Annotated in this window: 9 protein-coding genes and 1 pseudogene; 7 read left to right on the top strand and 3 right to left on the bottom strand. The window is 46.2% G+C overall.

Translation table 11 applies throughout. From position 1 onward, the window contains the following. Positions 1-3: 3 nt before the first annotated feature. Positions 4-2,001 (bottom strand): alpha-ketoacid dehydrogenase subunit alpha/beta, encoded by a 1,998-nt coding sequence (locus tag ACGF49_RS03085; protein WP_228900291.1) that lies wholly within the window; start codon positions 1,999-2,001, stop codon positions 4-6. A gap of 186 nt (positions 2,002-2,187) precedes the next feature. Next, complete coding sequence (locus ACGF49_RS03080) at positions 2,188-2,337, bottom strand: hypothetical protein (RefSeq protein ID WP_262977676.1); 150 nt, start codon at positions 2,335-2,337, stop codon at positions 2,188-2,190. Between the two features lie 1,168 nt (positions 2,338-3,505). Here ACGF49_RS03080 and ACGF49_RS03075 point away from each other — a divergent pair. Next, complete coding sequence (locus ACGF49_RS03075; RefSeq protein ID WP_113042029.1) at positions 3,506-4,912, top strand: carbohydrate porin; 1,407 nt, start codon at positions 3,506-3,508, stop codon at positions 4,910-4,912. Positions 4,913-5,061: 149 nt separating this feature from the next. Next, positions 5,062-5,226, top strand: coding sequence for a hypothetical protein (locus ACGF49_RS03070; RefSeq protein WP_228900862.1), 165 nt, complete (start codon positions 5,062-5,064; stop codon positions 5,224-5,226). A 119-nt stretch (positions 5,227-5,345) separates the two neighbouring features. Here the strand turns inward: ACGF49_RS03070 and ACGF49_RS03065 are convergent. Next, positions 5,346-5,468: pseudogene (locus ACGF49_RS03065) on the bottom strand (IS982 family transposase); the annotation flags it as partial. Positions 5,469-5,852: 384 nt separating this feature from the next. Between ACGF49_RS03065 and ACGF49_RS03060 the strand changes: the two are divergent. From ACGF49_RS03060 to ACGF49_RS03040, 5 genes are all read left to right on the top strand, one after another. Beyond that, positions 5,853-6,041: a hypothetical protein gene (locus ACGF49_RS03060; protein WP_112877907.1), complete on the top strand. Its 189-nt coding sequence runs from the start codon at positions 5,853-5,855 to the stop codon at positions 6,039-6,041. Positions 6,042-6,343: 302 nt separating this feature from the next. Beyond that, positions 6,344-7,162 carry a 2OG-Fe dioxygenase family protein gene (locus ACGF49_RS03055; RefSeq protein ID WP_052760888.1) on the top strand — a complete coding sequence of 273 codons (819 nt, stop codon included), beginning with the start codon at positions 6,344-6,346 and terminating at the stop codon, positions 7,160-7,162. 147 nt (positions 7,163-7,309) lie between these two features. Continuing rightward, a complete protein-coding gene (locus ACGF49_RS03050; RefSeq protein WP_387489555.1) occupies positions 7,310-19,801 on the top strand; it encodes an amino acid adenylation domain-containing protein in 12,492 nt (4,163 codons plus the stop codon). Further along, complete coding sequence (locus tag ACGF49_RS03045) at positions 19,798-21,063, top strand: MFS transporter (protein WP_113042031.1); 1,266 nt, start codon at positions 19,798-19,800, stop codon at positions 21,061-21,063. The genes ACGF49_RS03050 and ACGF49_RS03045 overlap by 4 nt, the downstream gene beginning before the upstream one ends. Positions 21,064-21,091: 28 nt before the next feature. Then, positions 21,092-24,289, top strand: a complete 3,198-nt coding sequence (locus ACGF49_RS03040; RefSeq protein ID WP_387489552.1) for an amino acid adenylation domain-containing protein — start codon at positions 21,092-21,094, stop codon at positions 24,287-24,289. Positions 24,290-24,305 lie beyond the last annotated feature (16 nt).

Genomic DNA, 24,305 nt, shown 5'->3' with positions numbered 1-24,305 from the left:
TCCTTAGCTCATTACCGCATAGACGGAGGCCAAAATGTCATCCGTACCGGGTAAAACAGCTTTCTCTAAACAAGGATTAAAAGGAATATGAATATCTTCACGCGTCACCAAACGCGGAGGTGCCAATAAAGAGAAGAAATTGTCATTCTCATCCAAAATATCAGCAATAATGGATGCACCAACACTGGCCGTCCGGGTATCCTCCTGTACAACGATAAGCCGCCCGGTTTTGCGTAAAGATTCCGCAATCCGTTGTTTATCCCAAGGTACCAGACTACGTAATTCAATCACTTCAATGTCAATATTGTCTTTTTCCGCCTGAAGAGCCGCCATAGTCGCAAGCTGAATCGTATTTCCCCAAGCAACCAGTGTAATATCCTTTCCTGCCCTGACAATATTTGCCTGCCCAAGCGACACTGGACTCACTAACCGACGCTCATGGCGCTCTCTCATAAGGTGTTTAGGGATCAGGATCAGACTCGGCATGTCCAGACTTAACGCGGTACGGAACAACGCGACGGTATCAGCCGGTGTCGTTGGAACAAGAACGTTAATACCGGGAATATGCGCCAGGATACCGTCCGAGCTTTGGCTGTGCCATATACCACCACCAGGGAGATAAGCGCCATAAGGAGCATATATCACCACCGGGCAACGCCATTTTCCTACCGTTCTCCAACTTAAAGTGCCAAGTTGTGATTGTAATTGATTGAGACCTAGCCCAACAAAGTCAATAAATTGCAGTTCAACAATCGGACGCCAACCACAGGCGGACAATCCAACAGACGAGCCAATAATCGTGGCTTCTGAAAGGGGAGCATTAATAACACGATCAGGATAGCGAGTGGATAAACCACGGGTGAAACCAAAAACACCACCTTTAGGATCTTCAATATCCTCACCAAATAACAGCACATTCGGATGCTGACTCAATGCCTCGTCCAAAACCTGATTTACCGCTTTGACCTGTGTCTCTTCGGCTTCCATCTCAACATGTACGGTAGGCGTTCCTTCACGATTGCATAAATAGGTACTGACACTTGCAGGATCAGGCTCTTCTTCGTGGTAAACACGCTCAAATATTTCCGCGACATCCGCTTTAATGCGCTCTTTTTGTTCAGCCAGAGCTTGCTCGGTAATCGCTCCTTTTTCCTTTAAATAAGCGACATAATTTTCAATAGGGTCCTGTAGCACCTCCAGCTCATCCGGGGTACGGTACAGTTTGTGAGAATCTGAATTGGAATGAGAATCTAACCGATCCATACGACAAACCAATATGCAAGGAGTCCGCTCAAATCTCGCCTTATTGAATACCTCCTGTGCAACAGGAAACAAAGTTTCCGGTTTGCGGGCATCAACGCGGCGAATCAAACACTCGTTAAATATTCCCAACCGATACGGAGCCATCTTCTCCGTTGAGGTACTAATACCCAATTTATTATCGGAAACCACAAAGACTACCGGCAAACGCCTTTCAACTGCAAAGCTGACCGCTTCATAAAATTCTCCCTGCCGGGTCGCCGCATCGCCGACACCACACACGACAAGCCCATTTTTATTGTCCAACACGCTTGCCCAGGCGGCTCCAGCCGCGGGAATACATTGGGTTCCGGTCAAGCTGACTACCGAGAAGATATTATGCTCTTTGGAGCAGAAATGATTCGACATGGTTCGGCCGGCCGAGTGAGAAGTGGCCTTACCCATAAGTTCCCTTGTCATTTCAACAATAGACATACCACGCGCTAATACTAATGCCCGATCACGATAGTAAGGAACCAGTACATCATTCTTTTCCATAAGCTGAGGCAACACAGCCAACCCTTCATGTCCAGCAGCCGACACATGGAACCAAGCTCGACCTTGTCGTGTGACTATCGCACTACGATTATCAAATTCCCGTGACAGCAGCATGTCATAAAGTAACTTTTGCTCATCCAAACAATCATTAATTGAAGGGCTGTGTTCCTTAAGAGGTACTTCATTGATCTGTACGTCTATCACTCTCTTTTTCCTCACAAATAGTTAACGTGGTAGTTGTCGTTATTGCGCTTAATGCTTGATAAAAAAGCGAATACGGGGTAGTCCCGTTCATGATTACTTGAGAGACTATAGATCCCGATATAAGAAGTGAATGTAGGGCTATTGCCTACACGAATTGCAAAAGATAGAGGTATACGGTCACAATTTTTAATTACGTTTATACCCGTCATCTTTCAAGTTGCCTCTTTGTTGGCTGCACTCGCTCACCCCGGTCACATAGTTACCTATGCTCCCGGGGATTCGCTCCCTTGCCGTCACGATGCATCTTGAAATCCATAGTGTATATGCACCTAACATGGAGGGAAAAATTATCTCCATAACCATAAATGGCTTCGGCTGTCATGGTATTCCCTAAATTTTTAGCATTGTCCTGAACATAATGTGACACCATTTAAAAAACTCCAACCGATGAACAACAGCCATTCGTTATAGAGTAGGGCCAACAAGCACCAGCATTTACATGATTACAATACAATATAATCACAATACAATTAAAAAACAGGTTGTTACCTATATCTTTGAGTCCTGCAATGATAAGACATAGGAATAATTCATTACTTTGCTAAATTATTTTGATAATCAGATTTTTTCGACAAGCTCTTCATTAGGTATTTTTATGTTTAACCAAGACATAGCCTAAATAATAACACGTATTATATCAATCGAACTTGAGCCTTTATGCTCACATTAGAATTCATTATGTTTTGTGATGAATATCAATAATGACCTCCTCATATCAAACAATAGATATAGCTGAATTGACGACGTCATCCAGCATCAATCCTGATATTTTATAAAAATTTAGCTTATTATCTCTTATGTTTTATCATAAAAAAAACTGTAGTAATGCGGGAATGATCACAAAAAGGGTAGCAAAAAATTTAACTATATGATTATTATGAAGTTATCATCCCAAACAACGCTGATATTATAATGCAATTAGTAGGATATCAACATATAAAAATATATTTCATAACCTTTTGAATATATTACCAATCATTTAAATAGTAAATTAAAAAAATGATAAGATAAAATATAATTCCCAACAGATTGATTTTAATGAATTTATCTCTATAAATAATAGAATTAAATGCGTCATTTTCATACTTCGAAAGATGATTAATTCATGCAATTATTTCTACTTCAGATACTCTTTCTCATTTCAAATAACAACAACTTTGACAGCCCCCTTTGTTTAACATTGACAAACAATTCCAACACTTTCGTACCATGCCAATCATTCCTGTTGATCTTGAAAACGCAACCCTGACCACCCCGGTGGTGGAAATCCATTCCACCGTTACTTATCTTTCATACCGAATTTGAGTATTCGATCACAATAGCTTTATCTGGTGAGTAGAGTTGATTGCGATCTGCTAATCAACTCAATTATCTTTTAGCCCAAAAACCAGCTTGATAATTTAACTACGATATAATAACTCATATCCCAAAAGGGTAGCATATCATGAAAAACCTTCACTATCTGATTGTCACACCAGGATTAATATTTTCAGCCTCTGCCCTCGCTTCACCCACCAATAGCATCGAAGCACGCCTGGATGCACTGGAGCAGCGACTGCAACAAGCAGAACAGCGGGCTGCCCAAGCTGAAGCACGAGCCACTGCCGCCGAGCAACGCGCGCAGCAACTAGAACAGCACGCTATCGAAACCAAACAACAGACCATACAAATAGCACAAAGCACCACTCCGCTGGAAAACAGTGCTTCATCAACCAACAACTTGAAATTGAATGATTTTGGCGATCTAAAATTATACGGCGATGTAGAATTCAATCTCGATAGCGCCAGCCGAACCGGTCAGCTTACTTCACTTAAAACCAGCGATAATAAAGACTGGAAACCTGGCGACAAAGAGCGTTGGAATGTTAATGGCCGCATTTTGATCGGACTGGACGGTTACCGCCGTGATCAAAACAACAACTTTGCCGGCTTTAGAGTGCAACCATTAGCAGACATGACTGGCAAAATGAATCTTGACGACGCCGCTTTCTTTTTCGGCAATGAGAAAAACTGGCAGGTAAAAATCGGGCGTTTTGAAGCTTACGATATGTTCCCACTCAACCAAGATACTTTTATTCAGTATTCTGGTAATACCGCCAATGATTTGTATGCCGACGGTTTCGGCTATATCTACATGATGAAAGAAGGACGTGGCCGCAGTAACAGCGGTGGTAACTTGATGCTGAGCAAATACGCAGGTAACTGGTATTTCGAACTCAATACCCTACTTGAAGATGGCACTTCACTATTCCGAGATAACACTTACCACGGCAACACACTGGAAAATAAAAAAAATGTCGCCTATTTGCGCCCGGTAGCAGCCTGGAAAAAAGATCAATTTAGTGCAGCCATAGCGATGGAGAGTAATGTCGTCAATAACGCCTATGGCTACCAGAATAATCAAGGGCAATGGGTCGATCAATCCAGACGCAATGGTTACGGCATGACATTAAGTTGGAACGGTCTGGAGGCCGATCCTGATGATGGCATTGTTGCTAACCTGAATACCGCCTATCTGGATGCCTCAGATGAACATAATTTCACTACCGGCATTAATGTGATGTGGCATCGTTTCGAACTGGGTTATATCTATGCCCATAACAATATCAAAACGTTCAATACTGACGATACAACCGCATATATTAATCACCCATTCAATGAACCGGGTAAATACGATATAAATACCATCCATATGTCATATCAGATTCCTAATATTATGAATATGAAAAACTTTAATCTCTATCTTGGCGCCTACGTCTCTATGCTGGAGGCAAATGCCAACAACAAAATTGCCAACAGTAATAATGACCGACGCTACGGCGCACGCGCCAGATTTAAATTTCTTTTCTAATTGCAAACTAATGGGTGTGCAGGACCAAGACGAGCAATGTCTCCAACTATCCACAACGGAATTAAATGAGAAACGCTTCTATGAAGGAATATGACTCAGCTGGCTGATTCCGAGTACCGTAAACATCTTGCGAAACTGGAGAAATAATCATGGCTACTTACAGAGAACTGTTGGCTAAAGAAAGTCCTGAAATGCAGGCACGAGTCGCGGAACGGGTCGAAGAAGCCAGTATCCAGCTCGCCCTTAGCCAACTGCGTGATGAGCTAAAAATTTCACAAGCAGAATTGGCCGTCTTCCAACAGGTAAGCGCATAGCTTTCTACCTTTAAGGAAGAAAACCCGCTCTACGGATTTTCTTCAACTCATTGACAAAGTGCTGTTTTTTTTCCGGCACTTTGTCTTAATTAACCTCGGTTTCGTTTAAAAAGTCATAAAAACCAGCCCATACTCGTTTTTCCTCGCTGCGCAACTCTCTCAAATACTCTATGACGGGGAATATACCCGTCATCTTTCAAGTTGCCTCTTTGTTGGCTGCACTCACTCACCCCGGTCACATCGTTATCTATGCTCCCGGGGATTCGTTCCCTTGCCGCCGCGATGCATCTTGAAATCCATTGGGTATATAGAGGTTGTGACAAACGGCAATTTTGGCCGAATCAATAAAAGCGGTTGATAATATACTAGATTTAAAATCAATTAAATTTAATATTCTGATGCCTCTTTATATGTAAAATTTCTTTGCCAAATAAAAAATAAAACCCCAAGTTGACATTGTATACTCTGCGATCTATTTTCTAATTAAATTTTAGTGAAAATATTTTTATTGTTAGGCTGTTTATATGATTGGCGGAAGTTACAGTAAAGGCGTTTCACTCATTAAAAAAGGGTTAAAATAATGATGTTTAATAATGGATTAGAATTTTTTAGTCATGAAATGATCAGTGAAGAATTTAGATAAAAAAATTGACTTTACTAATCCTTATGCGCTGCTAGCCAGGGATGATAAAGGAAAGATGGATGTCAAAGTATTGTCGGAGGATGCGATTGTTTCACCCAGCAAGAAAGGCAATGCTATTGAGGTGATTAATTCACTCAAAAAACGGTTGTTATACTATAGTAGATTTGTCTAATGGTCTAATGGTCTAATGGCCTATTGATTTAAAATTATCTCTCTCATTTATCTAGCAATATTCTTTACTATCTGACTTGTCAGAAATTGATTGATTGATTTTGTAGATCGACAAAAAGCATGGCAATGTTGTTGCACTGACTATGCAAAATCGAGATATTCTTATTTATAGGTGTTTTTTAAAATCATTAAATATAACTAAATAATTTTTTGAGTTAATTAGTATTAACTGGTTTTTCCTAAGATATCGTAATTAATTTAATACGATGTCATTGTAGTTCACCCTAATAAAGAGATATTACAATGGGCTGGAATATATTTATTAACGCACCAAATAGTTACCGTCTTACTACCGCACATATCCACAACAGCTTGCAGCAACAAGGGTTTGCCACTTTCAATGCCACCGATCTTGACCTTTCTGACAGTGAAAAAATCGATCTTATCTCTCTGTGTGAATTATCGAAGTCACTGCCGTTAGATCGATTTGGTGAAGATGGTCGTCACCGCAGTTATTGTGAAGGAGTATGGAGCCGTGAAACAGAAACTATTCATTGGAAAACAGGTTATCCGCAGCCCGATGATAGCATAGAGATTGATTATCATCAGGGAAGTGAATATCAACCTGAATTTGGTGGTGTAGTACGCAAATTCCTGCGCATGTCTGATGAGATACTTAATAAAGGGCTACTTAATAAACTCATTTGGCACGATCTGAGTCTAACCGGCATGGCAGAGCATTATTCCCGTTTGCTGTGTGGGGTGCATCTAATCCGAATGCAGGCACTACCGGGTAAACCGGCAAAAATTACGCCTAACTGTTTTCATCGTGACGGTCAGCCGTTCACCGCTGTACATTTGATTGAACGTTATAATGTCGAAGGCGGTGCAACACATATCGCACCGCCTTCTTATGCAAATTGCCAGCTTGAAGAAGTCCCTGCTCATGAGATAACTCGTTTTCTCCTTAATGATCCCCTTGATAGCTACATCATCGATGATGCAGCGATTTGTCATTATATCAATCCCGTAACTTGCGATGAAAATGCCAGCGTTGGCGTTCGCACTATCATTCTGATTGATTTCACCCCGCTAGAACAGAGTGATAGGCGTTCCCAATAGCTCTTTTGCCATGAAAGTAGCTGACAACCAGGAGTGCCAGGAGTGCCAGGAGTGCCAGGAGTGCCAGGAGTGCCAGGAGTGCCAGAAATGATAGTTGTTACGGCAATCACTAAGCTGCAAAAATCTTTTTATCTTAGGAAAAATTTTGTGAGTAATTATTCAAACACCTTATCGAATGTTCCATTCTTATTGCCAACGCCTGCTCAACGCAGGCTATGGTTCATCAGCCAAGGAAATATGGACTTAGCATTATATAACGTACCATTTTCGTTACGTTTGCATGGTTTGTTAAATAAGGAAGCGCTTGAACAAGCTATTATTTTTATGATTGAGCGCCATCCGGTGTTGCGTTCACAATTTCATGTTCTCAATGGAGAATTGCAGATAGCATTGAATCCGCAGTGGCCTGAATTACGTATCAGTGATCTCAGCGATTATTCCCCGGAGGAACGCGAAACCAAAGTACAGTCTATCTGTGATAACGAAGCCAGATATTGTTTTAATCTCAATAACGATTTGCCTTTTCGTTATTTACTGCTTCGCCGGCAAGAGAACGATCATCAGTTGATATTTACACTTCACCATATCGTATTTGATGATTGGTCGACTCACGTTTTTCTTAATGATTTTAGCCATGCCTATAACCAGTATAAAGTAGGCCAACAGCCTAAGTTGGCGACAATTACCTACCCGCATGCCAGTGACTCTGTAATAGATATTCATACGAATAGCGCTCGTCGGCAACGCTTACGCGATTATTGGGGAAAACAGCTGGCGGAATTGCCTGAACTACATAAATTACCCACCGATCGACCACGGCTATTAGAACAACGGGGACGGGGCGCGGTATATCAGAAGTCACTTCCTTTATCTCTCGTTGGACGTATTTCTAAAATCTGCCAACGTTATGGATTGACACCTTATATGGTGGCAATTTCCGCTTTTGCAGTATTGCTGAATCGTTATTCACATGATGACGACATCGTTATTGGCAGTCCATTTGCGAATCGTCACAATATTGATGAACATGTCCGCCTTGGCTTTTTTATCAATTTATTACCGTTGCGTTTTCGCTTTAACGAAGGGATAAGTTTCAGTGATCTATTGGTTCAAGCGCGCGATATATTGCTTGATGCATATGAAAATGCTGATTTGCCGTTTGATGAGATTGTCAATGTGGTACAACCCCTGCGTTCTCTGAGTCATCCCCCTGTTTTTCAGATTATGTTTGATTATTTGAAGAGTCCGGGACAAGCATTACAACTGGATGGGTTAGCAGCAGAAGTACAATTTATCCATTCTGGTACTGCTAAATATGATTTGACGTTATCGATAGAAGAATCCCCGAATTCACTACTCTGTCTGGTTGAATTTGATACCGATTTGTTTGATAACCTCACCATTACTCGCATGGTGAATCACTATGAGAAATTGTTGGATGCATTGTTAAGTGAACCTGAGCGTTCTGTCGCCAAATGTAGCATGTTGCCACCAGAAGAGCTGGAAACACTGGCTCGCTTCTCCCGGCCAGCAGAACCTCTGCCGGTATTGGCGTTTATTTCAGTAGCTGAGCGCATCAAGTCACAAGTGCATAATAATCCAGATGCACGAGCTATTGTTTGGCGTAATCAACGTTTCACCTATGCTCAACTGGATGAGTACGCACAATGCCTGCTCGCGAAGATGCGCCAGTGTGGCGTTGGGCCGGGTAGCCGGGTTGCCGTATTGATGAGCTACCGGCCAGAAATTGTCATCTCTTTTTACGCTATTCTCTCTGCCGGTGCGGTTTATGTGCCGTTGTCCCCCTCTGATCCTCGCTTCGCCGATAAGATAAATGATGCACAGCCAGTACTGATCCTCACCAGTGAACAGGATGCTGTTGGTTTGCTTGATTTTCATGCCATTGTGCTGGAAGTTGATAGGCTGTTTCGTCAACCAGCGCCGCCGGATGTGCCGCCAATCTGGTCAGTTCAGGAGAGTGACTCAGCCTATGTTATTTACACTTCTGGTTCAACCGGTAATCCAAAAGGAGTAGAGGTAAGCCACGGTAGTCTGCATGCATCGTTCCATGCCTGGTGCCATGACTATCGTTTCACCCAACCCGGGGAGCCGGTATCACTACAACTTGCTGCACCGATTTTCGATCTCAGTATAGGGGATTTCAGTCGTACTCTGGGCTGTGGTGGATGCTTGGTTATGTGTCCGCGTGAGTGGTTGCTAGATGCAGCTGAAATGCACCGCTTAATGATGAGCGAAGGCGTGACCTTCGGTGATTTTCCTCCTGTGGTACTGCGTCAATTAATTCAGTTCTGTCAGGATAATGGGAAACGTCTGGATGGATTATCAACACTGGTATGTGGGGCTGATGTCTGGTTTGGTCATGAGCTGCACGCAGCACAAGCGCTGTGCCGCCCAGACGCGCGTATTCTGGGTTCTTACGGTGTAACTGAAGCAACCATTGATAGCACTGTTTTTGATCCGGAAACACATCCATTGGAGGCCGGGCGAGTAATTCCATTAGGTAGGCCGCTGGCTAGCTGTGAGCTATTCATTGTTGATAAACACCTGCAACAAGTGCCGATTGGCATTAGTGGTGAATTGTTGATTGCAGGTGTTACCGTAGCAAAAGGATATCTCAATAATCCTCAACTCACGGCAGAGAAATTTATTACCGGCAAATTCGATAACCAAGGCCGTTTTGTGGCAGACAGTTTTGTGGCAGACAATAACAATAATAGTAGTACGCGATTCTATCGCACCTCGGACATTTGTTGTTTCCTGGCTGACGGTACTATTGATTTCATGGGACGCAGTGATCATCAGGTTAAAATTCGCGGTTTTCGCGTCGAGTTAGGCGAGGTGGAGAGCGCGCTATTGGAACACGCAGATGTGCGCCAGTGCGCGGTTGTCGCCTGTAATGACAGTACAAATAATAAAGTGTTGGTCGCCTATGTTGTGTCATCGGCTGATACTGACAAGTTACGTGGTTATTTGTCCCTGCGGCTACCCGAACATATGATGCCGCGTGCTTTCGTGTTTCTCGATAAATTACCAACTACCCCCAATGGGAAGGTTGATCGCAAGCGCTTGCAGGTTCCAGATTTTTCGCTACCAGAAAATCAGGAATCTATGACAGAACCGGCTAACGCTCGTGAAGAACAATTGCTGGCATTATGGAGAACGGCATTAGGGGTTCAGGTTATCGGTACGGAAGATAATTTCTTCTATTGTGGTGGCAATTCATTAATTGCTGCCAATCTGATTACGCAGATCAATAAGACATTTGGTGTTCAGCTTAAACTTTCCGCTATTTTCAATCATCCAACTATCGCCGGGTTGGCCTCGTTACTGGACGGTATTGAAAAGGACAGCGTTGAAAAGAGCAGTACGAAACAGAGTGTTGCTGTGCAGCACGTTTCGCAGGCCAGTGATTTACTCTCATTCGGCCAGCGCAGTTTGTGGTTGATTGCCATGCAACGGCCGGATGATTGCAGTTACAACGTACCTGTCACATGGCGTCTGCATGGTAATCTGCATTTTAATGCGTTAATGCAGGCGCTGAATGATGTAGTGCAACGTCATGATGTATTGCGTACCACATTCTCCAGTCAAGTCAGCAAAGTAAACAAGCCGGATGGAACATCCAGTTTTGAACCCAGTTATCAGGTTTCGCCTGAATTAACGCTAACCCTGCGCCAACAGAATATCTCCGGCGGCGAATCTGCGCTGGCATCGAAGTTGCGAGAAGAAATGATGGCAAGTTTCGATCTCGCCAATGGACCACTCATCCGTGCGGTACTGTTTACATTGTCTCCGCAAGAGCATGTGCTTTGTATTACTCTGCATCACATTATTTCCGATGGCCGCTCGCTGGCAATACTTTTTGATGAGTTACGGCACTGCTATCAGGTACGTCTGGCCGGTAAAGCACCCATGCTACCCGTGTTGGCAGCAAACTATGGGCATTTCATTACCTGGCAGCGCACTCGACTGACTGAACCGGCGGTACAGCAACAGATTCATTTCTGGCGTCAACAATTGGCGGATGCGCCAGCTACTCTGATACTGAATGAGATGGCTGCACCAACTGACGAAGCGGCTGCAATAAGTTGTGTTGTTCCCCAAGTGTATGTTGAAGGTGTAGAGAAATTGGCTCGCGAGCAAAACTGTACACCGTTTATGGTCTGGTTGAGTTTATTTGCACTCCTGCTGCGCCAGCAAAGTAATGAGCAGGATCTTATAGTCGGAACACCGGTGTCGCTGCGCACCATACCTGCATGGGATGCGCTGATTGGCTACTTTGCTAACACTTTGCCGGTACGTATCAATAGCCGTGAGTTACACACTTTTCAGCAACTCTTAATGCATACGCGACAGGTTAGTCTCGACATCCTTGAAAATCGTGATTTACCGTTCGATTATTTGGTACAAACACTTAATTTGCCACGTGTGGCGGGTAAAAATCCTGCTTTCCAAACTATTTTCTCCTGTGAACTGGATCAACCAAACGATGCAACATTAGGAGACATGAAGGTTTCAGACGTTGAGTTGGGGGACTATCGCGCCAAAATTGATTTGGAGCTGGCTATTAATCGTGTAAATGGTCAGGTTTACGCTCATTTTATGGCAATGCCGGGGGGATTATCTGCCGCCACTCTAGGACGGATGAGTGAGTATTTACTGGCTATGTTGCCACAACTCATTGAAAAACCAGATATTGCATTGGCGGATTTGTTGACGGTTAATGCTGGCCGTAGTACTCAACCAGAACTCATGGCTGATAAGCCACAGGGATTGTTTCAGTTGTTTCAACAGAACCTGTCCCGGTATGGCGGACATGTGGCACTGGAAAGTGATGAATTAAGTCTGAGTTATCAGCAGCTTGATACATTGACCGCATATGTAGCGCAGCAACTTCAACAAGTAGATGTAAGCCGAGGTGATCGAGTTGGCATTCTGATGGGGCACCATCCACATAATGTCACGGCAATGCTGGCAATTAACCGGATTGGTGCGGTGTTTGTGCCATTGGCTCCTGATAACGCCGAACCAGCAAATCGGTATGTGATTGATAATGCGGAAGTAAAAGCGATATTGTGCCGAAATGAAACAGCGCCTCTGTGCCAGCGTCTTGGTCTGGCGGCAATTAATATCGATGAGTTAGATATAGCCAATGCACCCTATATGACTATGGCGGCGATCTGTCAGCCGGATGATTGTGCTTACGTTATTTACACTTCTGGCTCAACGGGTAAACCGAAAGGTGTTGCTGTCACCCACCGCAGTGTCTGCCATAACATTCTGGCAATCCGCGATGAGCTGAGGCTTGAACCTTCTTCTCGCATAGTGCAGTACTCCTCGCCCGTGTTTGATGTGATGTTGGGAGAAATTTTTCCAGCGCTTGTAGCGGGTGCTTGTGTGGTCTTCGGTAAGAAACAGCAACTGTTGCCTGGCAGTGATCTGACAGAGTGGCTGGCACATAAACAGATTACGCATATGTGGATTGTACCTTCCGCGTTGACGATAGTGCCGTTAGTACCGCTGCCTAATCTCCAGGTGCTTATCGTAACCGGTGAACCTTGTATGCCCGAAGTCGCCCAACGCTGGTCTGTAGGGCGTAGGCTGATGAATGGATACGGCCCTACTGAATGTGCGATTGTGGTATCCCTTACCGATTATCATGCCGAAGGACAAAATCTAGTGCTGCGTCCAATGGGCGATGTTCGCTTCCATCTGCTTGATGAACAGAGAAAGCCCGTGGCACCGGGGGAAATGGGTGAACTTTATTTAGCGGGAACCTGTGTTGCACAGGGCTATCTGGGTATGGATGAAAAAACCGCTGAGGTGTTTTTACCCGATAGCTTTGCACCACAATTAAAAGCTCGTATGTACCGTACCGGCGACATGGTGCGCCAACGCATGGATGGCGCACTGGAGTTTGTTGGTCGGGTTGACCGTCAGGTAAAAATCCGTGGTCACCGAATTGAACTGAATGCTGTGCGTGCCGCCCTAAGTGCGTTACCGGGTGTACGTCAGGCCGAAGCGCTGGCGATCACCGATAGCAAAGGGAATAAAGAGTTGGCGGGATACATTGTCGGCGAAACCAGCCGCAGTGAGATCCTGAGCGAATTACGCCAACAGGTTAATGAAGTGATGGTGCCGACAGCGCTGTTCTTCCTTGATGCTCTGCCTACCGGTATTACGGGAAAAATCGATCTGAAAGCGTTGGCTGAAATGAAACTGACACGTGCCGGTCAGCATCAATCTTCTCCTTTGCCAGCCAAAGTTGTGTCATCACTCAGTCGCGTTGAAGCTATCTGGCGTGAACTGCTGGAGAGGGATGAGATCGGTTATGACGAAAACTTTTTCGATGCTGGCGGCCACTCACTACGGGTTATGGCGCTATTCCAGCAATTGAATGAGGCGTTTGGTGGAGGCTTGTCTGTGACCGATATTTTCGCTCATCCCACCATTCGACAACAGGCTCAACTACTGGATGCGCTGTCGCAGCAAAAAACACCTGTTGCAGCCACACCGCTGATAGTCACTGAAAAGAGAGCAAGACCAACGTTGGATGTTTCGACTCTGGATAGCAATGCTATTGCAATTATTGGTATGACGGGCCGCTTCCCACAAGCGCCAGATCTCGACACTTTTTGGCAGAGGTTGTTGGCGGGTTACGATGCTAGTGTGGAGTTGTCTGACGAGGAATTGTTACAACGTGGCGTCGATCCAGCGCTGTTAAGTCACCCACAGTTTGTCAGACGCGCACGTTTGCTGGAGAGGTGTGCGGAGTTTGATGCACGTTTCTTTGGTTATTCATCACGTGAAGCGCAGGTGATGGACCCGCAACAGCGGTTGTTTCTTGAAATGGCATGGGAAACGCTGGAACTATCTGGCTATGGCAATGATAGTACACCGCGTTCAGTGGGAGTCTTTGGTAGCAGTGGCTTCAATTATTACCTGCTGGAAAACGTCATGCCAAATAAAGACCGGATGCACCTCGACCCCGGTCAGTGGCAAATAGGTAATGACAAGGATTTTATCGCTACACGTACTGCTTACAAGCTGAACCTTAGCGGACCGGCTGTCAGTATTGGCACCGCCTGTTCGTCATCACTCACCGCTATTCACTTTGCCTGCGAAAGCCTACGGCGTGGTGAATGTGGTATGGCATTGGCAGGTGCTGTAGCGCTGGACCCGCAACAGGTTGGCTTTGTCCATGTCAGTGGTGGAATTATGTCTCCAGATGGCCTTTGCCGACCATTTGATGCGGCGGCCAACGGTACAGCCAGCGGCAGCGGCGGTGGGATGATATTACTAAAACGTCTGTCCGCTGCTTTGGAGGATGGCGATACCATCCATGCGGTAATTAAAGGTTCTGCTGTCAATAATGATGGTGCACAGAAGGTGAGTTACACGGCACCAAGTATTGACGGTCAATCTTCAGTGATCAAAGACGCGCTGCGTAATGCCGGGGTATCGCCTGCCAGCATCAGTTATATCGAAGCACATGGTACGGCGACCTCTTTAGGCGATCCAGTAGAAATACGTGCGCTGACTCAGGCTTTCCTGGAGCAATCTGATGGTGAAGTATTACCTGTAGGGAGTTGTGCAATAGGTTCTGTGAAAGGAAACATAGGACATATTGATGCGGCTGCCGGTATAGCCGGTGTAATCAAAACCGTGTTGGCGCTACGTCACCAGACTTTGCCGCCAAGTATTCACTATCATCAAACCAATCCTGCAATCCACTTCGAACAGACCCCGTTTTCTGTAATCAATACAGCATGCCCGTGGCCGCAAACAAGTAAGCCACGTCGTGCCGGTGTAAGTTCTTTCGGCATTGGTGGCACTAACGCGCACCTTATTCTGGAAGAAGCTCCGCGCCAGCAAGATGTCCGTATATTAGATGACGAGCTCTGGCATCTGCTGCCGATTTCAGCGAAAACGCCACAAGCGTTAATTCAGCAAGTGGAACGCTTGGCAGTCGCACTGACTACCGGTAATGAGCCATTGGCGGATATTGCCGGGACTTTGCAACAAGGACGCAGCGCTTTCAGTGAGCGTGCTTTTGTTGTGGGAAGAGATCGGGAGCAATTAATTAATCAACTACGCCGACTATCACCACAGACTAAGACTATGAGTCGCAAACAACAGCCTCGATCGGTGATTTTTATGTTTCCGGGACAAGGCAGTCAGTCTATTGAAATGGGTCAATCGCTCTATCTGCGTGATGGTGTATTCCGCCAGCAATTTGATCGCTGTGCCGAACTGCTACAGCCACACATCAAACTGGATATCAGGCAGTTAATTTATCCGCAATCGGAACGCGACAATGCTGTCAGCCGGTTAAATGCTACACGTTATACTCAGCCTGCGCTGTTCACTGTTGAGTATGCACTGGCCTGCCAGCTACAAGCTTGGGGTATTACCCCCCAAGCAATGATTGGTCATAGCCTCGGTGAACTGGTTGCGGCCTGTGTAGGGGGTATGCTTGAACTGGAAGATACACTGGCATTGGTAGCAAATCGAGCTGCAATCATGCAGCGCCAGCCCACAGGGGCAATGCTGGCGGTACAGGCATCATCTGAACGTATGGTTTCGCTGGCACCAGAGTGTGAATTTGCAGCGCTCAACGGGCCTGAACAGTGCGTGATAACTGGCAGCCATGACAATATTGCGATACTGGAAGAGCAATGCAACAAGGCAGGTATTTCTTGCCGGCGACTAACGACATCACATGCATTTCATAGTTCATTGATGGATGCTGCCGCACAACAGATGCGGGAATTCAGCGCAGGCTTCACGCTACAATCCAGTACCATTCCGATAATATCCAATATCAGTGGTAGTTGGTTCAGTGAACAAGATCGCGATAATTCTGGTTATTGGGGAGATCATCTGCGTCGGCCAGTACGCTTTTATGATGGTATTCTTACGTTGCTGAACCATTATGACAATCCAATCCTGCTTGAAGTCGGTCCAGGGCGTGCACTGAGCAGCATGCTGAAAGATCTACAGCAGAAAGGCCAGGCTCAGATACTAACCACGATGCGCCATACTCACCAGCAGAAACTGGATGAAGAGGTATTGTTCAATGCTGTCGGGCAGTTATGGCAGCAAGGTGTCGCTATCGATTGGGCTGCATTTAGTCATTCACACAAATTACATCGGGTTATGCTGCCAGTGCATCCCCTCCAACGCCAACATCTCTGGTTGGAACATCCTGTCACTACATCAGCCACGGTTATAAGTACACAACAGAGAAAACTACCGATTTTCACACAGTTATCGGATAGAGAGGGGGTCACACAATTTACTTGTAAGCTAGATGATAATGTCTGGTTTATTGATGAACATCGCATTTTCGCAGGGCAAGGTGTATTACCGGGCACAGGTTGTCTGGAATTAGTGCGTCGTACTTTTAACGAATTGCAACCCGGTGGCACAGCTACTTTCAGTGAAGTTTACTTCCCCTCACCATTGGTACTATCGTCAGGTGTTGAGCGTCAGATACGCATCAGCTTGACCGCCATTGATCGCAGCTTTGCCTTTACGCTGGAGTCTCGCGACGATGGTAATGACATGTGGCAACTCCATGCAAACGGCAATATTACTGCCATATGCTCTCCACCAGCAGAGATTGTTTCACCTTATGAGCTACGTCGGAATTTGCAGCTTGAAGAAGTTGCAGAGGCGCCGGAGCGTTTCAATCAGGCATTTGCTGACTATGGACCGCGTTGGCAATGCATTGCAGGTGTGTGGATGGGTGATCGCTGTGCGTTGGCGCAGTTGCGACTCAACCAGGCATTTATCGATGATTTGCCTGATATTGCATTACATCCGGCTTTACTCGACTTGGGCACGGTGTTCCTACATGCCTGTCTGTTGCCGGGTGATGCTTCAATACCATTCCATTACGGTTCGCTGACGCTGCACCAGCCATTATGTGCCGAATTTTACAGTCTGGCGGTTGAAACGGCTCCACGGACTTATGACATAACGCTATTTAGTTGGGACGAGAGCCAGAATTGCAAGCAGGTGCTGGTTGAAATCCACGGTTACAATTTACGCCAGTTCAATTCCTTACCATTCCAGCCAGCAAGTGAGTCGAATGTAGTACGGTGGTGTCGTTACCCTCGATGGTTACCGAAGCCTCTAGGTGAAGCAAAACAGAATCGTGCGCCGTGGTTGATTTTTGGTGCCCAAGCCGCTGAACTGAGTGATTTATGGCAAGCAGCAGCGCCCGGCAGTATCGTTGTTGAAGATGCTGATGAATTTCTGCAACAGAGTACCTACCGCTTTCGTTTGCGTAAGGATCAGCCCGAAGATTATCAACGGCTGATAGATTGCCTGATACAGCAACAAATGCTACCAGAACGTATCATCTGGTGCTGGACTGCGGCAGGGATTTCTCAACCAGAGGCCGCGTTTGAACAACTGGCGGCTGCAATTAAAGCGCTTACCGGTCATCACAGGGTTTTTAATATTACCCTAATTTCCCGTGGGTTACAGGCAGCCAGAGTGTTGGAAGCCTGTAATGCCGCACCCGCGCTTGGTTTGCTCGGAATATTGGCGGCCGAGTATCCGGGGTGTTCTGCACGTCATATCGATCTGGATGATGACACTTTTGCTACATATCAATCGCTGATTGCGGAACTGTATACGGATATGCAACCGGAAGAAGCAGCAGAAGGAATACCGGTTACCAGCATTACGCTTAAGCAAGGTGAGCGTGAATTGCAGACATTGACTGAACTTGATGAGATCCCGCACCAGCAAATTCTGCGTGATGGCGGTGTTTATCTAATTACTGGTGGGCTGGGAGGTATCGGTCAGTCACTGGCGCGTCACATCAGCAATAAATGCAGTAAGGTTAAACTCGGTATTTTGAGCCGCCGGGGAACTAATGCGGCAAGTGAAGCTTTACTCGATGTGTTACAGAAATCTGGTGCTGAAGTCATGATGTTGTGCGCTGATGTTGCTGACGGTGTGGCATTAAATGAAGCACTGGCACAGATGCGAGCAAGATTTGGTGCTATCAACGGTGTGATTCATTCAGCAGGTATTGAAGCCAGTGGATTGCTGGAGCATGGCACGTCGCAGGACTGGCGGCATGTGATGGCGGCAAAAGTCAGTGGTACACAGCAACTGATGACGGCGATGAGTCAGGACTCTGTCGACTTTGTTCTGTTGTGCTCTTCACTTGCCTCATTGGTAGGTGGAATGGGTCAGGCAGACTATGCGGCGGCGAACCGTTATCTTGATGCCGTGGCACACTACTGGCGACAGCAGGCTATACCGGTAACGTCAGTTAATTGGGATACCTGGGCAGAAGTGGGAATGGCCGTGGATTATGCTGCACGCCGTCAAGAAAGTGTGATTGGTCTCAGTAATCAAGAGGGCTGCGCTATTTTCGATCTGGCTATCGCCGGAATGGAAGCACAGATCGTTGTCAGTAAATTTACTCCTGTTCGGCGCACACAATTACAGGATTTATCAGTGATATCTGATTCCGCCAGCCCAGAGGAAGCCGTTCGTCAATTGTGGTATGAGTTACTAGGTGAAGAGACGATTAACCTGGAAGATGATTTCTTCGAACTGGGCGGTCATTCACTGTTGGCAACACAGATGATCTCCCGTTTGCGTGACCATTTCCAGTACTGTCTGACGCTGGCGGAGTTTCTCGAACAGCCGACAATGGCACGTGTTGTCCGTTCACTATCTGACGATAAAAAGAGCCTGGCTCCTGAGAATGCCCACATCCGCTACTGCCTGGTGCCAATTAATCACGGCGGTAATGGTAATTATTCACCCTTCTTTTGTGTGCCGGGTATGGGTGGCAATGTTACCCAATTTATGCCCCTGGCCGCGGCATTACCACGAGAACTGCCATTTATCGGTATGCAATATTTGGGACTTGATGGAAAAACTGCGCCGCACCAATCGGTGGCAGAGATAGCAACACATTATATTGCCTGTTTGCGATCGGTTCAGCAGCAGGGACCATATCATATCGGCGGTCATTCATTAGGTGGAAAAGTAGCTTATGAAATGGCACGGCAGCTTCATGCTGAAGGAGAAAGCATCGGTTCTCTAGTGCTACTCGACTCTGCCGCGCCACCCTATGCACCAGTTCCGTATCAGGAAGATGCTGATATTGCCAAAGTTATTCTTGGTATTTTTGCCTACTACACTGACCGACTGGAAATGATCGACAGCTTGGATGACGATGAAATGCGTGCATTACCCCGCGAGGCGTTACTAAGCTATATCAAAGAGCAGCTAAAACGTTTCTCGTTGATTCAGGCGCAGAATGATATGGGCTCAATTAACGGATTGTTCAATGTCTATCGGGCTGCGTCGGATATGTCACCGAAATATCGTCCAATACCCGTACAGTTGCCAATTCCTATGCTGTTAGTAAAAGCGGTAGAACCCTTACCGAAAGGGGTTGTTGTGCCGGAGATCCGGGAGACCAATGCCTGGGGTTGGGAGAAGTTCTCCAGCCTTCCCATTCGTATCGCAGAAGTGCCGGGGAATCATTATAGCTGTCTGATGGAAGAGCACGTAGCACATGTATCGCAGGCGATAATCCATCACTTTCCGTCAATAATAAAAGGAGGACAGGTATGAGTGATTCTTCCCCAACGGTTCACCTTCCTGAAAACCGCCAGCATAAACGCCGATTGGCCGTGATCCTAATGACATTGGCTGTGGATGCTTTGGGTATCGGGATTGTACTCCCGGTTTTACCCGATCTGTTGCGGGAGATTGCCCCTCAACCACCGGAAGCGGGTGTGCCGTTAATCGGGTTATTTGTCTCACTATATGCTTTTGCACAGTTCCTTTTCGCCCCGTTGTTAGGGGCGCTTAGCGACGCTTGGGGAAGGCGGCCGGTATTACTTTCAACACTGTTTGGCACAGCGCTGAGCTATACGCTGGTGGCGACAGCACCGTCATTAGGATGGCTGGTGGCCGGTATATTTCTTTCAGGCTCCACTGCCGCCAGTACTTCCGCTGCATCAGCTTACGTAGCAGATGTGACACCAGAAGCACAGCGGGCAGCGCGTTTCGGTCTGGTCAGCGGTGTTCTTGGCTTCGGCATGGTTGCCGGGCCAGCCTTCGGAGGGCTATTGGGCATGATTGCACCGCGCCTTCCGTTTGTGATTGCTGGCTCACTGGCAGCCGTGAACGCTATTGCCGCTATGTTCGTTCTGAACGAAAGTCTGACCAAGGAGAACCGGCGTTCGTTCGACTGGCGCCGTGCCAACCCTTTGGGCAGCCTGAAACTACTGGCGACGGATGGGGTACTGAGACGACTGGTTTATGCTTCGGCTCTTGGCATGGTGGCTTATGGCATTTTTCTGGCCTGTTTTGTCTTACTCAATGAAATGCGTTTGGGCTGGGGACCACGTGAAAACGGTCTGGCTCTCACCGGGCTCGGCGTCGGGATCATCATAACGCAAACTTGGTTGCTAAAAATGTTCGTGGCGCACTGTAACGAATACCGCACAGCGATCATCGGTTACGGACTCTATATGTTGGCGTTTATCGCTTATAGCCTGGCGGTATCACCACTTATTGTTGCTGGTGCAATTGCTTTACATGCACTGGCGTTGATCAGCGATTCAACGCTTCGTGCTTTGATTTCATTGCGTGCAGGCAATGAGCGACAAGGGGAATATCTGGGAGCACAGAACTGTATGTTGGGTCTGGCTATCACTGCTTCACCGCTGTTGGGGGCGTTATTGCTGCATTTTTCATCTCGCCAGGGACAATCTCTCTATTTTCAAGGGCTTCCCTTTGTTATTGCTGTCGTTGTTTGCTTCTGCGCCATATTGATTTTGCTGCGTGGTTCTCAGGCAGACATCACATTACGCAATTTATATAAATAAAAATATCACCAGCCTGTGAGGATTAATTATGAAACAACATCAAGGGAGCTATTACCCCCTGACCGCAGCACAGCAGGAAATTTGGCTGGCTGAACAATTAAATGTAAGCGCAGGAATTTATAACACTGGTTGTTATATTGATATTTCAGGCGCTATCGATATTGAGACACTTAACTCGGCATTGTCCCAATTGATAGATGAAGCTGAATGTTTACGAGTGGTGGTTGTACCGCACCCACAAGAACTACAACAACAGATTGTTACCAACCTGCAATGGAAATGTCCGCTTATTGATTTATCTAACCATGTGGATGCGGTAACAGAAGTTGAAATCTGGATGAAGGCTGAATTGGTGCAGCCGATGGAGTTAACACAGGGGCCGTTGTTTGGTTTTGCGCTGCTAAAAATCAGTGATGACCACTATTTTTTGTTTATCCGTGTCCATCATCTGGCTAGTGATGCTTTTGGCACTACACTGCTGATTCAGCGGCTTGCTGAACTGTATACCCAGAAATTGACTGGCGCTGCTGAGCTGGAAAATCCTTTCGGGCCTCTTAGTGATCTGTTGGCTTTTGATGAAGAGTACCGCCGCTCGGAAAATTTTCAACATGACCGTCAGTGGTGGTCACAGTATATGGCAGGCCGAAGTGAGCCACAGAGCCTTGCCGTAGGGGCGAAACCCGGTCAGTTTGCCGACTTGGGTTCGTTCAGTTGCACTCAGTGTGAAATCCCGGCAAAGGTCAATGATATTCTGCGTACTCTGAGTGAAGAGAGTGGAAGTAGTATGGCTCAAATTATTATTGCAATCGTTGCTTCCTGGATTTCTCGTATGACCGATAAGCAGGATATTACTTTGGGTATGCCAGTAACTGCGCGTTCAGGGCGTATGTTACGTAGTATTCCAGGTATGGTATCCAATGTATTACCTCTGCGTCTGACAATAGATCCTGCTCATTCCATAGGTGACATTAGTAAGCAGGTCAGCCAAGAAATCCGCCAGTTACTCAAACATCAGCAGTATCGTTCTGAAGATATCTATCGTGATTTACAGCGAAATGGTTCTGCCCCCCGCTTGTTTGCCCAGAATATCAATGTGATGCTGTTTAACAGCAATGTGAGCTTTGCGGGTAATTTTGGGCGTACCAAAAATTTGTCCAGTGGACCGGTAGAGGACCTCACTGTAACCATTTATTATCATGGCGAAGGCGACAGTTTGCAGTTTACGCTCGATACCAATGATAACCTCTACACTCCCCACGATATTAACCTTCAAAAATCTCTTTTTCAGCATTTCATCACTGAATTGCTGGCGGATATATCACGTCCCATTGGTGAACTAACATTGCCAGGTTGGCACATAGGAGGCAGCCTATTACCTGCACGGCGCACAGTATTAAATGAGGAAACTCTGACCTCGCGCTTTGAACAACAAACAATTGCAAAGCCAGATAGTGTGGCGCTGACTTATCGGCAGGAGAATATTAGTTATACGGTATTGAACCAACGTGCTAACCAACTGGCGCGCTATCTGGTATCACGGCAAATAGGCCCGGAACAACGTGTTATGGTCTGCTTACCTCGTTCTATTGAGATGATGGTGACACTGCTGGCTATCATCAAGGCTGGTGCTGCTTACGTGCCAGTGGAGGCGGATTATCCGCAAAGTCGTCTTGATTTTATGATTGACGATGCAGAACCTGCTTGTGTGATCACCACCAGTGAAATTGCGCAACGCCTGACAACCAATACCCCCATGGTATTGCTAGATGATCCCAAATTGATCACCCATCTGGAAATGCAAAGTGTTGCTGATCTGTCTGACAAAGAGCGCTTGCAACCGCTGATTTCAGCACATCCTGCCTATATCATTTACACTTCTGGCTCCACCGGTGTGCCCAAAGGCGTAGTAGTGACTCATCATAATGTGATGCGTTTGCTACAAAGTACTCAGCGCTGGTTTAATTTCTCTGAAACTGATTGTTGGACAATGTTTCACTCTTATGCTTTTGATTTTGCTGTCTGGGAGTGTTGGGGAGCATTGTTGAATGGCGGAAGATTGGTGATCGTTCCCTGGGAAGTCAGCCGTTCACCTACAGATTTTTTGCAGCTTTTGGTTAGCGAAAAAGTGACGGTGTTAAATCAGACACCTTCAGCGTTTCAGGCGCTGATCCATGCTGATCGCGAAGCCCCTGAGCTTGGGCAGAGTTTGGTGCTACGCACGGTGATTTTTGGCGGAGAAGCGCTGAATGCGCATATTCTGGAGGAGTGGTATCAAAGGCACGATGACAACGCACCTCAGTTGATCAACATGTATGGTATTACTGAAACCACTGTACATGTGACCTATTTCCCTCTTTCACGTGAAGTCGTTGCTCAGCCTGCTTCAAGTCTTATTGGTGAACCTATTGATGATCTCGGTATTTATATTCTTGATGAGGCTCAGTGCCCGGTTCCGGTAGGTTTTGTGGGTGAGATATATGTGGGCGGTGCAGGGGTAACGTGTGGTTATCTGAATCGTCCTGAACTCATTGCTGAACGCTTTATTGCTGATCCTTTTATCGGCACAGATGCGCGTATGTATCGCACGGGTGACCTGGCAAGATTGCGTCGGGATGGGGTATTGGACTTCCTTGGCCGTACTGATGATCAGGTTAAAATCCGCGGTTTCCGTATTGAATTGGGCGAGGTGGCGGCAGCGTTAAATGCGCACCCTGATATCGTGCAGTCTGAGGTCATTGTGCGTGAAGATGAAGGTCAACAGAAGCGGTTGGTGGGTTATGTCATTGCTCATAAAGGTATTACGCTTGAACCACAGTTAATACGGTCCAGTCTGACCACATGCTTGCCGGAAGCGATGATTCCAGCGGCAATAGTGCAGCTTGATCACTTCCCGTTGACCATTAACGGAAAGTTAGATCGTAAAGCGTTACCGAAACCCACGTGGAACAGTGTAGTAGTCAATGAAAGTGGTGCCTCCAGCCCACAAGAACTCTCGCTTTGTCGTCTGTTTGCCGAGTTATTGGGATTAGAAAATATCTCTCCAGAGGATAATTTCTTTGAGCTCGGCGGCGAATCTTTAGTTGCAATGCGGGTAATAGCAAGAGTGCGTAGTGACTTCGGCGTTGAAATAACGTTACGCGATCTATTTAACGCACCGAGGGTCCGTCAACTGGCGCAACGATTAAACGTTTTGCAGCAGGAAAATGAAGTCATCAGCCAGACCTAAATTTTTAACGCGATTA

This window comes from Photorhabdus sp. RM96S (assembly GCF_042879335.1).
Classification (GTDB): Bacteria; Pseudomonadota; Gammaproteobacteria; order Enterobacterales; family Enterobacteriaceae; genus Photorhabdus; species Photorhabdus kayaii.
Note: the sequence above shows the minus strand (reverse complement) of the source record. Positions and strands in the feature narration are given on the sequence as shown.

Coding starts and splice junctions, on each gene's coding strand:
- ACGF49_RS03080 (WP_262977676.1), bottom strand. CDS start 2,337: ATGTTAGGTGCATATACACTATGGATTTCAAGATGCATCGTGACGGCA.
- ACGF49_RS03075 (WP_113042029.1), top strand. CDS start 3,506: ATGAAAAACCTTCACTATCTGATTGTCACACCAGGATTAATATTTTCA.
- ACGF49_RS03070 (WP_228900862.1), top strand. CDS start 5,062: ATGGCTACTTACAGAGAACTGTTGGCTAAAGAAAGTCCTGAAATGCAG.
- ACGF49_RS03055 (WP_052760888.1), top strand. CDS start 6,344: ATGGGCTGGAATATATTTATTAACGCACCAAATAGTTACCGTCTTACT.
- ACGF49_RS03045 (WP_113042031.1), top strand. CDS start 19,798: ATGAGTGATTCTTCCCCAACGGTTCACCTTCCTGAAAACCGCCAGCAT.
- ACGF49_RS03040 (WP_387489552.1), top strand. CDS start 21,092: ATGAAACAACATCAAGGGAGCTATTACCCCCTGACCGCAGCACAGCAG.